This is a genomic window from Pseudomonas sp. P5_152 (assembly GCF_033989915.1).
Lineage (GTDB): Bacteria > Pseudomonadota > Gammaproteobacteria > Pseudomonadales > Pseudomonadaceae > Aquipseudomonas.
On record NZ_JASFAH010000002.1, the window covers coordinates 4,783,570 to 4,797,995 of the forward strand.

Genomic DNA, 14,426 nt, shown 5'->3' on the forward strand with positions numbered 1-14,426 from the left:
TCGACCCAAAACCAATGTGGGAGCCAGCCTGCTGGCGATGGGGCCGGTATGGGCGCTCTAGATCAATGTCTCGATACGCAACGAGTTAGTCGATCCCGGCTGGCCGAAAGGCACACCGGCGGTGATCAACAAGGTATCGCCGCGCTGGGCCATGCCTTGGGCCTGGGCGATTTCCAGCGCGGTGGAGCAGACCTCGTCGACTTGGCGCAAGCGGTCGTTGACCACCGAGTGCACGCCCCAGGCCACGCTCAGGCGCCGTGCAGTCGACAGGTTCGGGGTCAGGTTGAGGATCGGCACAGCCGGCCGCTCCCGCGCCGCGCGCAAGCTCGAGCTGCCCGACTCGCTGTAGTTCACCAGCACCGCCACCGGCAGGATGTTGCTGATGCGGCGGATGGCGCAGCTGATGGCGTCCGAGGTGGTGGCTTCGGCTTTCGGTCGGCTGACGTCGAGTTGCGCCTGATAGTCCGGGCCGCTTTCGACCTGACGGATGATCTTGCTCATCATCTGCACGGCTTCGAGCGGGTATTCGCCGGAGGCGGTTTCGGCCGACAGCATTACCGCGTCGGTGCCTTCGGCCACGGCGGTCGCGACATCGGTGACTTCGGCGCGGGTCGGTGCCGGGGAGAAGCGCATGGACTCGAGCATCTGGGTCGCCACCACCACCGGCTTGCCCAACTGGCGGCAGGTACTGATGATGTCTTTCTGGATCTGCGGCACGCTTTCGGCCGGCACTTCCACTCCCAGGTCGCCGCGGGCGACCATGATCGCGTCACTCAGCTCGGCGATTTCGCGCAGTTGCTCGACTGCCGAAGGCTTCTCGATTTTCGCCATCAGGAACGCCTTGTCGCCGATCAGGGCACGGGCCTCGCGGATGTCCTCGGGACGCTGGACAAAGGACAGGGCCACCCAGTCCACCCCCAGTTCCAGGCCGAAGCTCAGGTCACGACGGTCCTTGGCGGTCAGCGGGCTGAGGTCGAGCACCGCTTGCGGCACGTTGACGCCTTTGCGATCCGACAGCTCGCCGCCGTTGAGCACCGTGGTGTCGATGGCGTCGGCGTATTTACTGACCACCCGCAGGCGCAGTTTGCCGTCGTCCAGCAGCAGGTCCATGCCCGGCTCCAGCGCCGCGATGATTTCCGGGTGGGGCAGGTTGACCCGGCGGGCATCGCCCGGCGTCGGATCGAGATCCAGGCGCAGGGCCTGGCCTCGCACCAGTTGCACCTTGCCTTCGGCGAACTTGCCGACCCGCAGTTTCGGACCTTGCAGGTCCATCAGGATCCCCAGTGGGTAATTGAGCTGGCGCTCGACTTCGCGGATCCACTGGTAGCGCTGGGCGTGGTCGGCATGATCGCCATGGCTGAAGTTCAGGCGAAAGATGTTGACCCCAGCCAGTACCAGTTCGCGGATGTCTTCGATGCCGTCGGTGGCAGGCCCCAGGGTGGCGAGGATTTTGACCTTTTTGTCAGGCGTCATGTTTTGGGTTCTCGAGGATCAGGATGGCGCGGAAGTCATTGACGTTGGTGCGCGTCGGCTCGGTGACGATCAGGGCGTCGAGCGCGGCGAAGTAACCGTAGCCATTGTTGTTGTCCAGCTCGGCGCTGGCGCTCAGGCCCAGGGCGGCGGCGCGGGCGTAGCTGTCCGGGGTCATCAGGGCGCCGGCGTTGTCTTCGGAGCCGTCGATGCCGTCGGTATCACCGGCCAGTGCGTAGACGCCTGGCAGGCCCTTGAGGCTGTCGGTCAGGCTCAGCAGGAATTCGGCGTTGCGCCCGCCACGGCCATTGCCGCGCACGGTCACGGTAGTTTCGCCGCCGGACAGGATCACGCAGGGTGCGGCCAGCGGCTGGCCGTGCAGCACTACTTGGCGGGCGATGCCGGCGTGGACCTTTGCCACCTCGCGGGACTCGCCTTCCAGGTCCCCGAGGATCAGTGGGCTGAAACCGGCCTGGCGGGCTTTCACTGCCGCGGCTTCAAGGGATTGCTGGGGGCGGGCGATCAGTTGGAAATGGCTGCGGGCCAGGCTCGGATCACCGGGTTTTACCGTTTCCGATTCGGGGCTTTGCAACCAGCTGCGCACCGAAGCCGGAACCTCAATGGCGTAACGCTTGAGAATGTCCAGGGCCTGGCCGGAGGTGCTCGGGTCGGCCACGGTCGGGCCGGAGGCGATCACGGTGGCGAGGTCGCCCGGGACATCGGAAATGGCATAGGTGTACACCGTGGCCGGCCAGCAGGCTTTGCCCAGGCGGCCACCCTTGATGGCGGAAAGGTGCTTGCGCACGCAGTTCATCTCGCCAATGGTCGCGCCGCACTTGAGCAGGGCCTTGTTGATGGCCTGCTTGTCGGCGAGGGTGATGCCGGCTGCGGGCAATGCCAGCAAGGCCGAGCCGCCGCCGGAGAGCAGGAAGATCACCCGGTCGTCTTCATTCAGGTTGCTGACCAGTTCGAGTACACGCTTGGCCACGGCCAGGCCGGCGGCATCGGGCACCGGGTGGGCGGCTTCGACCACTTCGATTTTTTCGCAGGGCGCGCCGTGACCGTAGCGGGTGACGACCAGCCCGGACACTTCACCCTGCCAGCAGCGCTCGACCACTTGGGCCATGGCGGCCGCGGCTTTGCCGGCACCGATGACGATGACTCGACCGCTGCGGTCTTTGGGTAGATGAGCTTCGAGGACCTGTTGCGGATGGGCCGCGTCGATGGCGGTGGCGAACAGGTCGCGCAGGAATTGTTGCGGATCGACCGACATGGCGGGCTCCCGGAATTCTTGTTATTGGGATAGAGCGAACACGTGTGGGCAACTCGGGCCCTGGTGGGAGCTGGCTTGCCTGCGATTCAGGCGACGCGGTTTATCAGGTACACCGCGGCGATTCCATCGCGGGCAAGCCCGCTCCCACAGGGAGAGCGGGTGGCACCAAAGGCTTATTTATCGCGAATCGAGAAATTCGCCATGTGCTCCAGGCCCTTGATCAGCGCCGAGTGGTCCCAGTTGCTGCCACCGATGGCCGCGCAGGTGCTGAACACTTGCTGGGTATTGGCGGTGTTGGGCAGGTTGATGTTCAGTTCCTTGGCGCCTTGCAGGGCCAGGTTCAGGTCCTTCTGGTGCAGGCTGATGCGGAAGCCTGGATCGAAGGTGCCCTTGATCATGCGATCGCCGTGGACCTCAAGGATCTTCGAGGAGGCAAAGCCACCCATCAGTGCTTCGCGAACCTTGGCTGGGTCGGCGCCGTTCTTCGAGGCGAACAGCAGGGCCTCGGCCACTGCCTGGATGTTCAGCGCCACGATGATCTGGTTCGCTACCTTGGCGGTTTGACCGTCGCCATTGCCGCCGACCAGGGTGATGTTCTTGCCCATGGCCTGGAACAGCGCGAGGGCGCGTTCGAAGGCATCGGCATCGCCACCGACCATGATGCTCAGGGTCGCAGCCTTGGCACCCACTTCACCGCCGGACACCGGGGCGTCGAGGTACTGCGCGCCTTTTTCATTGATTCGTGCAGCGAAGGCTTTGGTCGCGGTGGGCGAGATCGAGCTCATGTCGATCACTACTTTGCCTTTGCCAACACCGGCTGCAATGCCATCGGCACGGAACAGCACGTCCTCGACCTGAGGGGTATCGGGGACCATGACGATGATGAATTCGGCTTCCTGGGCGACTTCTTTCGGGTTCGCCAGGGCGACGGCGCCAGCAGCGATCAGATCGGCAGGGGCGGCGTCGTGGTGTTGCGAAAGGAACAGGCTGTGCCCGGCTTTCTGCAGGTTTGCCGCCATTGGGTGGCCCATGATGCCGGTGCCGATAAATCCGATTTTAGCCATGAGAAAATCCTCTTGTTTTTATTGCTGCTGCAAACAAATGGGTAACTGCTGCTCTAGGTAGGAGCGAGCTTGCTCGCGATAGCGGCCTCGCTCCTACATGGGGAGCAGCGTTAGATTGCGTTGTGGGTTTTCAGCCAACCCAGGCCTGCTTCAGTGGTGGTCAGCGGCTTGTATTCACAGCCAACCCAACCCTGGTAGCCGATGCGGTCCAGGTGTTCGAACAGGAAGCGGTAGTTGATCTCACCGGTGCCCGGCTCGTTGCGGCCCGGGTTGTCGGCCAGCTGGATGTGGTTGATCTCGCCCAGGTGCGCTGCCATGGTGCGGGCCAGGTCGCCCTCCATGATTTGCATGTGATAGATGTCGTATTGCAGGAACAGGTTGGCACTGCCCACTTGTTCGCGAATCGACAACGCCTGCGCGGTGTTGTTCAGGTAGAAACCCGGGATGTCACGGGTGTTGATGGCTTCCATCACCAGCTTGAGGCCGGCTGCTTGCAGCTTGTCGGCGGCGAACTTGAGGTTGGCGACGAAGGTTGCTTGCACCGTGGCATCGTCGACGCCTTGTGGGCGAATGCCGGCCAGGCAGTTGACCTGGGTGTTGCCCAGCACTTTGGCGTAGGCGATGGCCAGGTCGACACCGGCGCGGAACTCTTCCACGCGATCGGGGTGGCAGGCGATCCCGCGTTCACCCTTGGCCCAGTCACCGGCCGGCAGGTTGAACAGCACTTGGGTCAGGCCGTGGGCTTCCAGCTGGGCCTTGATTTCGGCGGAGCTGAAGTCGTACGGGAACAGGTATTCGACGCCACTGAAACCGGCCTTGGCGGCCGCTTCGAAGCGGGCAAGAAAATCCTGTTCAGTGAACAGCATGGACAGGTTGGCTGCAAAACGCGGCATGGTGGACTCCTGTAAATCTCTGGTGAGCGTTCCCGGATCCCTGTGGGAGCGAGCTTGCTCGCGATAGCGGTGTGTCAGTCGACATGGATACTGAATGGCAGTCCGCAATCGCGAGCGAGCTCGCTCCCACAGGATGCGAGAACGATCCTACAAATTAATCGAGCATCGAAATCGCGGTCGGCGCGTCGTTGCCGACCAGCGCCAGGTCTTCGAATTCGTTGACGGCGTTGATCTCGGTGCCCATGGAAATGTTGGTCACGCGTTCCAGGATAATCTCGACGATCACCGGCACTTTGAACTCCTCGATCAGCGCTTGCGCCTTGCGCAGGGCAGGGGCGATTTCGGCGGGTTCGAAGACCCGCAGGGCCTTGCAACCCAGGCCTTCGGCAACCGCGACGTGGTCTACGCCGTAGCCGTTGAGCTCCGGTGCGTTGAGGTTGTCGAAGGACAGCTGCACGCAGTAGTCCATGTCGAAACCGCGCTGCGCCTGACGGATCAGGCCCAGGTACGAGTTGTTCACCACGACGTGGATGTACGGCAGTTTGAACTGCGCGCCCACCGCCAGTTCTTCGATCATGAACTGGAAGTCGTAGTCGCCCGAGAGTGCCACAACCTTGCGGCTCGGGTCAGCCTTGACCACCCCCAGCGCCGCCGGAATGGTCCAGCCCAGTGGGCCGGCCTGGCCGCAGTTGATCCAGTGGCGCGGCTTGTAGACGTGCAGGAACTGCGCGCCGGCAATCTGCGACAGGCCAATGGTGCTGACGTAGCAGGTGTCTTTGCCGAACACCTGGTTCATCTCTTCGTAGACGCGCTGTGGCTTGACCGGCACGTTGTCGAAGTGAGTCTTGCGGTGCAGGCTGGCCTTGCGCTGCTGGCAGTCCTGCAGCCAGGCGCTGCGGTTTTTCAGTTTGCCGGCTGCGTGCCACTCACGAGCAACCTCGATGAACACGGTCAGCGCGGCGGCGGCGTCGGAGACGATGCCCAGGTCCGGGGTGAACACACGGCCGATCTGGGTCGGTTCGATGTCGACGTGAATGAACTTGCGACCTTCGGTGTACACGTCGACCGAACCGGTGTGGCGGTTGGCCCAACGGTTACCGACGCCCAGCACCACGTCGGACTTGAGCAGGGTGGCGTTGCCGTAGCGGTGCGACGTCTGCAGGCCAACCATGCCGACCATCAACGGGTGATCATCGGGGATCGTGCCCCAGCCCATCAGGGTCGGAATGACTGGAATACCGGTCAGCTCGGCGAACTCCACCAGCAGCTCGCTGGCGTCGGCATTGATGATGCCACCACCGGCCACCAACAATGGACGCTCGGCTTGATCGAGCATGGCCAGGGCTTTTTCCACCTGCACGCGGGTCGCGCTCGGCTTGGCCAATGGCAGCGGTTGGTAGGCATCGATGTCGAATTCGATCTCGGCCATCTGCACGTCGAACGGCAGGTCGATCAGCACTGGGCCTGGACGGCCGGAGCGCATTTCATAAAAGGCCTTCTGGAACGCGTAAGGCACCTGGCCCGGTTCCATGACGGTGGTCGACCACTTGGTCACCGGCTTGACGATGGTGGTGATGTCGACAGCCTGGAAGTCTTCCTTGTGCATGCGGGCGCGGGGTGCTTGCCCGGTGATGCACAGGATCGGGATCGAGTCGGCCGAGGCGCTGTAGAGCCCGGTGACCATGTCGGTACCGGCAGGGCCGGAGGTGCCGATGCACACGCCGATGTTGCCGGCCTTGGTGCGGGTGTAGCCCTCGGCCATGTGCGAGGCGCCTTCAACGTGGCGAGCGAGGACGTGATCGATGCCGCCGACCTTTTGCAAGGCGGAGTACAGCGGGTTGATTGCGGCTCCCGGGATGCCAAAAGCGGTATCAACCCCTTCACGGCGCATCACCAGAACGGCGGCTTCGATTGCTCTCATTTTGCTCATGGTTTTGTGCCTCTTTACGTTTTGTAATTGTATACAAGTGGCTTTGCGCAGAGTGTATTCACGGCGGATGGCGCAGGTCAATCCATTTTCTCAAGCGCTTGTTTCATTCGGCAAAAGCCCATAAACACTGTGGCGTTTCGTCGCATGAGGCGCTTTTCGAAAATTATTGTATACAAAAAAATACTTCATTGTGTTCTATTTGTTGCATCGGACTGGGGCACCCACCCGCGTCCCACGGCTTCGTGAAAAACAATATGAGGACGGCACCATGAGCGCTCTAACCTTGAAAGTCGCAGTCAACCTGGCCAGTCAGGCCATTGCCGCGGGACGTGCCATTACGGCAGCACCCTTGACCATCGCAGTACTGGATGCCGGTGGGCATCTGATCACCCTGCAGCGTGAGGACGGCGCCAGCCTGCTGCGCCCGCAGATCGCCATCGGCAAGGCCTGGGGCGCGATCGCGCTGGGCAAGGGCTCGCGCCTGTTGGCACTGGACGCCCAGCAACGCCCCGCCTTCATCGCCGCGCTTAATAGCCTGGGGCAGGGCAGTGTGGTGCCGGCGCCGGGCGGGGTGCTGATTCGTGATCAGCAGGGCAATGTGCTGGGAGCCGTGGGCATCAGCGGGGATCTGTCGGATATCGACGAGCAGTGCGCGATCAATGCGATCGAGGCGCTGGGGTTGCGGGCGGATGCGGGGGTAGCGGCTTGATCTGCGGCGGCTGATCGATCGCTATCGCGGGCAAGCCCGCTCCCACAGGGTTTGTGGTCGGACACAAGATTGTCTGAATGCCAGAATCTCCTGTAGGAGTGAGCCTGCTCCCACAATGGTCGAAGGTGCTCACATATTTTATGTACACCATCAGACCCTGTGGGAGCGGGCTTGCCCGCGATGGCTATCGACGGGACACATCCAGCTAAAGGTCCGCATGATCATCCAGCGCTTCCGGGGCTAGCCTTCTCATGACCTCATCATGAGAGTGGCAAAGGAATGCCTGATTCACCTGCTTCACATCGTCTACGCACGGGTCGCTATGCCGAACCCAATCGAATCTATTTACTGACCACCAATACGCTTGGCCGAGAACCGGTTTTCGCCGATTACGCTTTGGGCAGATTGGTAGTGCATCAATTTCGGAAGGCGCAAAGCCTGGGATTGGCAAACTCATTGGCTTGGGTTGTCATGCCTGACCATTTCCACTGGTTGGTGGAATTGGAGAAATGCTCACTCAGTAGTCTGATGCGGCAAACCAAATCACTGACTACGCGGGAGGTGAACCTTTCCACGGCCAGGCACGGGCCACTCTGGCAGCAGGGCTATCACGATCGAGCACTGAGGCGAGATGAGGATCTGGTGAAGATGGCGCGGTATGTCGTTGCCAACCCGTTGCGCGCTGGGCTTGTAAAGCGTCTTGGCGACTATCCTTTGTGGGATGCGATTTGGGTCTGATCCACTCCCAGTTGCCGCCATCGCGGGCAAGCCCGCTCCCACAGGGATATGTGTGGCTCACAGAATTTGAATTCTACAGGGAAACCTGTGGGAGCTGGCTTGCCAGCGAAGGCCGCGCAGCGGTCTATCAGTCCGGCTCGCAGCCCTTGAGCACCAGGCGGATGATGGTCTGCGCGGCGGCTTCGTAGTCTTCTTCGTCGAGCTTGGCCTTGCCGGTGACGGCGGAGATCTGCCAGTCGAAGTCGGCGTAGGTCTGGGTTGCCGCCCAAATGCTGAACATCAGGTGGTTGGGGTCGATCGGGGCGATCTGGCCTCGGTCGATCCAGGTCTGGATGCACTCGATATTGTGCTTGGCCTGGCCGTTGAGCTGTTCGACCAGATCGGTGCTCAGGTGCGGTGCGCCGTGCATGATCTCGCTGGCAAACACCTTGGAGGCAAACGGCAGGTCGCGGGAGATGCGGATCTTGGAGCGGATGTAGCCGCTGAGCACCTCGCTGGGTACGCCATCGGCGTTGAACGGCGTCGAGGCCTGCAGGATCGGCTCGATGATGCTTTCCAGAACCTCGCGGTAGAGGTTTTCCTTGGACTTGAAGTAGTAATAGACGTTGGGCTTGGGCAAACCCGCCTTGGCCGCGATGTCACTGGTTTTGGTCGCAGCGAAGCCTTTGTCGGCAAACTCTTCACTGGCGGCACGCAGGATCAGTTCTTTGTTGCGCTCGCGGATAGTACTCATAAACCAAGGTGTTCCTTGCCGATACTGGCGGTCGCGCATGGTAGCACCGGCCTTGCGCAGCGCTCAAGAATGCCCATCAGCCCGATGGCAGGCTATGCTGCGCAACATCCATTCCCGAAGGAAACCATGAGCCATGGCAGGAAGTAGTTTGTTGTTGCTGATCGACGATATCGCCGCCGTGCTCGATGACGTCGCGCTGATGACCAAGATGGCCGCGAAAAAGACTGCGGGCGTGCTTGGCGACGACCTGGCGCTCAATGCCCAGCAGGTCAGCGGCGTGCGGGCCGAGCGGGAAATCCCGGTGGTCTGGGCGGTGGCCAAGGGCTCGTTCATCAACAAGTTGATCCTGGTGCCCTCGGCGCTGGCCATCAGTGCGTTCGTGCCCTGGCTGGTGACGCCGCTGTTGATGCTCGGCGGCGCCTACCTGTGTTTCGAGGGTTTTGAAAAGCTGGCGCACAAGTTTCTCCACAGCCCGGCGCAGGATCAGGCCGAGCATGCGCAGTTGGTCGAGGCGGTCGCGGACCCGGCGGTCGACCTGGTGGCGTTCGAGAAGGACAAAATCAAGGGCGCAGTGCGTACCGACTTCATTCTCTCGGCGGAGATCATCGCCATTACTCTGGGCACCGTGGCGGATGCGCCGCTGACCCAGCAGGTGATCGTGCTGTCGGGCATTGCCCTGGTCATGACCATCGGCGTCTACGGCCTGGTGGCGGGTATCGTCAAGCTCGACGACCTGGGCCTGTGGCTGACCCAGAAGCCTTCGCAAATTGCCAAGGGCATCGGCGGCACGATTCTTCGGGCCGCGCCATACATGATGAAAAGCCTGTCGGTGATCGGCACTGCGGCGATGTTCCTGGTCGGTGGCGGGATCCTGACCCACGGCGTACCGGTCGTGCATCACTGGATCGAAGGCGTGAGCCAGAGCGTCGGCGGCTGGTCGTGGATCGTGCCGAGCCTGCTCAATGCGGTGGCCGGGATTGTCGCGGGGGCGGTGGTGTTGGCGGGGGTGATGGTGGTGAGCAAGATTTGGAAATCTGTCAAAAGCTGATGCTGTGGCTGGAAAATCAAAAAGGCCATTCGATCTGCATCGAATGGCCTTTTTTATCACCGCAAACGTTACTCGGCGATCTGCAGCTTGCGTGCTTCGGTGTACACGTAGCGGACCTTCTCGTACTCGAACGGCGAGTTCATCTGACCGTAGCGGAAGTTGGTCTGGTAGCGTTTGTCGACGCCGCGCAGGATCCAGACTTCCGGGTGGTTGGAGCTGACTTCAGCCACGTTGAGGAAGTTGATCGCCGACTCTGCGCTGTAGTCCACCACCAGCCCGCCGGTGTCGCGCAGGTTGGAAGGGCCGAGGATCGGCAGCATGAAGTAGGCGCCACCCGGAACGCCGTAGAAGCCCAGGGTCTGGCCGAAGTCTTCGCTCTGGCGCGGCAGGCCCATGGCGGTCGCCGGGTCCCACAGCCCGGCGATGCCGATGGTGGTGTTGAGCAGCAGGCGGCCGGTGGTTTCCAGCGAGCGCTGGCCCTTGAGTTGCAGCAGGCTGTTCACCAGGTTGGGCACGTCGCCCAGGTTGTTGAAGAAGTTGCTGACGCCGGTGCGCAGGAAGCTTGGGGTGATGTAGCGGTAGCCGTCGACCACGGGCAGGAATACCCACTGATCGAAGCGGTAGTTGAAGTGGTAGACCCGACGGTTCCACGACTCCAGCGGGTCATAGACGTTCAGCGCACTGAGGGTCGAGCGCTCGAATTCGCGCTGGTCCAGCCCCGGGTTGAACTTGAGTTTGGTCAGTGGCTCGGTAAAGCCATCCGCATCGACCACTGTGGGTTCGTTGGCCTTGCTGTTGTCGGCATTGGCATAGCCTGCGCACAGTAACGCGGCGAGAAGCAGGAGAGGTTTAGCCACGGAAAAACTCCAGCATGGCGTCGGCGTTGACGCGGTAGTTGAGGTTGCCGCAATGGCCGCCGTGAGGGTAGACCGTCAGGCGGTCACCAAAAGTCTTGCGCAGGAAGCCGAGGTCGCCAGGGCCAAGGATCACGTCGTCGGCGTTGTGCATGACGGCGATTTTCGGGCTGGCTTGCAGGTAATCCTTGAGCGCGTAGAGGCTGACCTGGTCGATCAGTTGCAGCAGGCTGCCACCGTCGGTGCGGGCGCGCCACATCGGGATCACCTGCTCGGTGAGGTAGCAGTCGAAGTCGCATTGCAGTGCACGCTTGAGGAACGGCGTGAGGCTGGTGCCTTCGGTGATCGGGTACTTGGGCGGAGTGATCAGGCCGCGACGGTTGACCAGGTCCGAGGTGTAGGCGATGTCGGCCGCGGAGAAGCGGAACGAGGTGCCGATCAGCATGGCCATCTGTTCGTTGGTCAGGTGCTGCTTGGATTGCTGGAAGTCGTAGAGCAGGGCGTCGTTGAGGTCGATGTAGCCTTTTTGCTGGAAGTAGCGGGTCAACTTGTTGAGCACCAGTTCATAGAAGGTGGTGCTGGTGTTGATGCCCTTGACCTCGGTTTGCACCAACTTGTCCAGGTTGGTGACGGAGGTGTAGAGGTTGACCGGCGGATTGAGCAGCAGGACTTTCTTGAAGTTGAAGCTGCGTCGGGTTTCGTCCAGGTGAGCAACAAATGCCGCGTCCAGGGCGCCGAGGCTGTAGCCGGTGAGGTAATAGTCGGTCACCGGTAGTTTCGGGTTCTGCGCGCGTACCGCTTGCATCACGCGGTACAGGTCTTCGGCATCTTCCTTGGTTACGCCCGGGGTGGCGAAGCGCGACGCTGCGCTGATGAAGTCGAAGCTGGTGGGCGAGGACAGTTGGACGACGTGGTAGCCGGCCTTGTAGTACAGGCGCTTGAGGTATTCGTTGAGGCTGCTGTCGTAGCGGGCGCCGGTGCCGGCGATCAGGAAGATCAGCGGTGCCGCGTGATCCTGGGTGGCCATGCGATAGGTGAGTTTCTTCACGGCCCAGAAGTTGTCCGGCAGTTCGAACTGGCGTTCCGGGCGCAGGGTCAGGCTGTGATCCGATTGGTTGATGTCTTCGTCCAGGGGCAGCTCTGGCCTAAGGTCCGGAGGTGTCGTGGCAATAGTCGCTTCAAACGGGTTGGTAAGCGGGTAGCCATAACTGGCGGCATCGATATCTGCCGCCAGTGCGGACGCACTCAGGATAAGGCCGCCGAAAACGGCAGCGAAGCGCAAGGAACGGAGCATGACTAAATCCCTTAGAGGAAGGTGCCTAATGAAGTTCGCAGGCTATGACCACAGGTTATGCGCCAAAGTGCCATGGATCGGCACCAAACAGGCCTTATGGTGGGTAATAGTAGCTGGACGATACACTTTGCCAGTAATTGATGACCAGATTTCTGTTGATCTTCCTTGCGCCGTTTCGCGGGGGGATTAAGCTGGGCGCCGTTTTTGCCTATCGGAGTACTTCATGTCCAGCCGTTTTCCCGTGATTTTGCTGCTCATCGTCCTGCCGTTGTGGCTGGCCGCCAGTTATGGCGCGCGTTATGGCTTTATGGAAGATGCCCAGTGGGTGGGGATTTGTGTCGACGAGGCGAATCGCTGGCAATGCCAGTTACGCGCAAACCTGGGGCTGCTGATTCACTTCAAGGTCATGGGCTGGGGCGCATTGGCGGCGGCGGTGCTGGGGTTTGTGCTGCCGGGTCGTGCTGGCTGGTGGCTGGCGGTGTTGGCGCTGGTACTGGGCTTTCCCGCATTGGCCTTGTACAACACCGGCCTGGCGGTGTTTGCGGTGGTGATTGCGGGGTTGCGGTTGGTCAGGGCGCCGCGTGGCGCCTGACTAATCGAATCGCGGGCACAGGACTGCTGAAAATCAACCGCGGCGTACCCGCAGGCTGCGCCACAGTGCAGCCACCAGCAAGCCGCTGACCAGCGCCCAGCCCCAGGCCTGCTGGTTGAGCAGGCCTTCACGGTACAGCTGTGGGGCGATGCCAGCACCGATGATGAACGCCAGCAAGGCGATTTCGCGGCGCGGTGCGCTCACCGGGCGAATCAGGTAGACCAGTGCCGGCAACAGCAAGGCGGCGCTGGGGAAGCTGCGATAGCGGGGTTCGAACACCAGCCCCAGCATCATTACCGCGCCCGCAAAGCCGGTAGCAGCCAGCAACCAGCCAGCACGTCGTTGCAGTGCCTCAAACGCGCGCTCGCGCCAACCGGTGCGGGTGCTCAGGCTCAGCGCCGCGTGGGCCAGGACCAGCAGGTTCAGCGCGACCAGCAGACCGGCCCACAGCCATTCATCGAGCGAGCGGCTGGTGACTCGCGCCAGTTCCCCCCAGGTACCGATAGAACAGGCCGCCACGGCGCCCAGCAGCGGCAGCACCAAGGCTGCACGGGTGCTGCGTACGCGACCACCGAGCAACAGCGTGGCGAGGAAGATCAGCCCGCCCACCGCCAGCCATTGTGGCCAGAGTGGCAGGTTGCTGACTGGGCCTGCGAGGACATTCTTGTCCTGGCGATCAGCATCGAACAGACCCCAATAGCCGCCCACCGCGCCTTCGCTGCCACGTTTCCACGGCTGGTCGAAGGCTTCGATCAGGTTGTAGTGCCAGCCTTGCTGCTCGGCCATGGCGACAAAACCGCGGATGAAGCGCGCTTCGTTGACGCGGCTGGGCAGGGCAGTCTCACGCTGGCGACCTTCGCTGGGCCAGCCGGTTTCGCCGATCATCACGTCCTTGGGCGCGAAGCGGTTGCCGAACACCTGGCGCACTTGGGCAACATGCTGCAAGGCGGCATCGATATTGGAAGGGTCATCTTCCCAGTACGGCAGCAAGTGGATAGTCAGAAAATCCACTTCGGGGGCGATCTGCGGGTGCTGGAGCCAGAATTCCCAGACGTCGGCGTAGGTCACCGGTTGCTTGACGTTCTGCTTGACGTGCTTGATCAGCTTGGCCAGTTGCGGGCCGGTGATTTCCTTGCGCAGCAGCGCTTCGTTACCGACGATCACCGCCGAAACCACGTCCGGGTTGGCATTGGCCTCGGCAATCAGCAGCTCGATTTCCTTGGCGGTGTCCACCGGGTTGCTGTTGACCCAGGCGCCGATCATTAGCTTCAGGCCATGTTTGCGCGCCAGTGCCGGCAGTGCTTCCAGGCCGGTCACCGAGTAGGTACGGATGCATTCGAAGCGGGTTGCCAGCAGGGCCAGGTCGGCGTCCATGCGCTCGGGGCGCAGGTTGAACGGCTGGTCGAACGGCGACTGGTCCTTGTCGAAGGGGGTATAGGAGGCGCACTGCAGTTTGTGCGTGGCGCTGGCAACGTCCGGCAGCAGCACCGGTTGGCCAAGGCCGTACCAGTAGCCGCCAAGGGCAAACAGGCCGAGCAGGCAGGCAAATGCATAAGCTAAAAAAGGAAAACGCGCGGTGGCGGGCATGGTCAGACCGTCTGGGAGCAAAGCCGCGCATCTTACCTGCATTTACCGGCGGTCTGGGCGTTAGGTGGTTTTGCCATGCAAGGTTCGGGCGGGATCGGCCGGGGTTTTACCGATGGCTGTCGTTACTGGCTTTCTGATGTCGTTTCTCGCTGCCTTGAGGTCGCTGACAGAGCAGGTCCCCTTGGGCGCGAGGTTGATGATCGAAGCATCAGTACTCCGCTGATGTTCGAACGAGTTTGCG

13 protein-coding genes are annotated in these 14,426 nt (G+C 61.9%); 4 read left to right on the forward strand and 9 right to left on the reverse strand.

Going from position 1 to position 14,426, the window contains the following annotated elements; genetic code table 11:
- Positions 1–57: 57 nt before the first annotated feature.
- From pyk to gcl, 5 genes are all read right to left on the reverse strand, one after another.
- Entirely contained in the window at positions 58–1,473 is a 1,416-nt protein-coding gene (gene pyk / locus QMK50_RS21705) for a pyruvate kinase (RefSeq protein ID WP_159994432.1), read from the reverse strand.
- The gene (locus tag QMK50_RS21710; RefSeq protein ID WP_095169941.1) at positions 1,463–2,743 is read right to left on the reverse strand and encodes a glycerate kinase; all 1,281 of its coding nucleotides are present in this window, start codon (positions 2,741–2,743) and stop codon (positions 1,463–1,465) included. Before QMK50_RS21710 ends, pyk begins: the two co-directional genes overlap by 11 nt.
- A gap of 173 nt (positions 2,744–2,916) precedes the next feature.
- Positions 2,917–3,807 (reverse strand): 2-hydroxy-3-oxopropionate reductase, encoded by an 891-nt coding sequence (locus QMK50_RS21715; protein ID WP_320333922.1) that lies wholly within the window; start codon positions 3,805–3,807, stop codon positions 2,917–2,919.
- 110 nt (positions 3,808–3,917) lie between these two features.
- Complete coding sequence (hyi, locus tag QMK50_RS21720) at positions 3,918–4,700, reverse strand: hydroxypyruvate isomerase (RefSeq protein WP_182343913.1); 783 nt, start codon at positions 4,698–4,700, stop codon at positions 3,918–3,920.
- A 154-nt stretch (positions 4,701–4,854) separates the two neighbouring features.
- On the reverse strand, positions 4,855–6,630 hold the full coding sequence (gene gcl / locus QMK50_RS21725; protein WP_095169938.1) for a glyoxylate carboligase: 1,776 nt from the start codon (positions 6,628–6,630) through the stop codon (positions 4,855–4,857).
- A 268-nt stretch (positions 6,631–6,898) separates the two neighbouring features.
- Here gcl and QMK50_RS21730 point away from each other — a divergent pair, with 268 nt between their 5' ends.
- On the forward strand, positions 6,899–7,339 hold the full coding sequence (locus QMK50_RS21730; RefSeq protein WP_095169937.1) for a GlcG/HbpS family heme-binding protein: 441 nt from the start codon (positions 6,899–6,901) through the stop codon (positions 7,337–7,339).
- A 279-nt stretch (positions 7,340–7,618) separates the two neighbouring features.
- A complete protein-coding gene (locus QMK50_RS21735) occupies positions 7,619–8,077 on the forward strand; it encodes an REP-associated tyrosine transposase (RefSeq protein WP_166590871.1) in 459 nt (152 codons plus the stop codon).
- Positions 8,078–8,204: 127 nt separating this feature from the next.
- On the opposite strand, the gene QMK50_RS21740 is transcribed toward QMK50_RS21735, so the two are convergent.
- The gene (locus QMK50_RS21740; protein WP_320333923.1) at positions 8,205–8,810 is read right to left on the reverse strand and encodes a TetR/AcrR family transcriptional regulator; all 606 of its coding nucleotides are present in this window, start codon (positions 8,808–8,810) and stop codon (positions 8,205–8,207) included.
- Between the two features lie 133 nt (positions 8,811–8,943).
- Between QMK50_RS21740 and QMK50_RS21745 the strand changes: the two genes are divergently transcribed.
- Positions 8,944–9,858 carry a DUF808 domain-containing protein gene (locus QMK50_RS21745; protein ID WP_320333924.1) on the forward strand — a complete coding sequence of 305 codons (915 nt, stop codon included), beginning with the start codon at positions 8,944–8,946 and terminating at the stop codon, positions 9,856–9,858.
- Positions 9,859–9,926: 68 nt separating this feature from the next.
- Here the strand turns inward: QMK50_RS21745 and QMK50_RS21750 are convergent, their stop codons facing one another.
- Together QMK50_RS21750 and QMK50_RS21755 are read right to left on the reverse strand one after the other, a co-directional pair.
- Positions 9,927–10,715 (reverse strand): VacJ family lipoprotein, encoded by a 789-nt coding sequence (locus QMK50_RS21750; RefSeq protein ID WP_413787304.1) that lies wholly within the window; start codon positions 10,713–10,715, stop codon positions 9,927–9,929.
- Positions 10,708–12,006: a serine/threonine protein kinase gene (locus QMK50_RS21755; protein WP_095172021.1), complete on the reverse strand. Its 1,299-nt coding sequence runs from the start codon at positions 12,004–12,006 to the stop codon at positions 10,708–10,710. The genes QMK50_RS21750 and QMK50_RS21755 overlap by 8 nt, the downstream gene beginning before the upstream one ends.
- Before the next feature lie 223 nt (positions 12,007–12,229).
- Here QMK50_RS21755 and QMK50_RS21760 point away from each other — a divergent pair, with 223 nt between their 5' ends.
- Entirely contained in the window at positions 12,230–12,598 is a 369-nt protein-coding gene (locus QMK50_RS21760) for a hypothetical protein (RefSeq protein ID WP_159994444.1), read from the forward strand.
- A gap of 33 nt (positions 12,599–12,631) precedes the next feature.
- On the opposite strand, the gene QMK50_RS21765 is transcribed toward QMK50_RS21760, so the two are convergent.
- Positions 12,632–14,227, reverse strand: coding sequence for a glycosyl hydrolase family 17 protein (locus QMK50_RS21765; protein ID WP_095172025.1), 1,596 nt, complete (start codon positions 14,225–14,227; stop codon positions 12,632–12,634).
- Between the last annotated feature and the right edge of the window lie 199 nt (positions 14,228–14,426).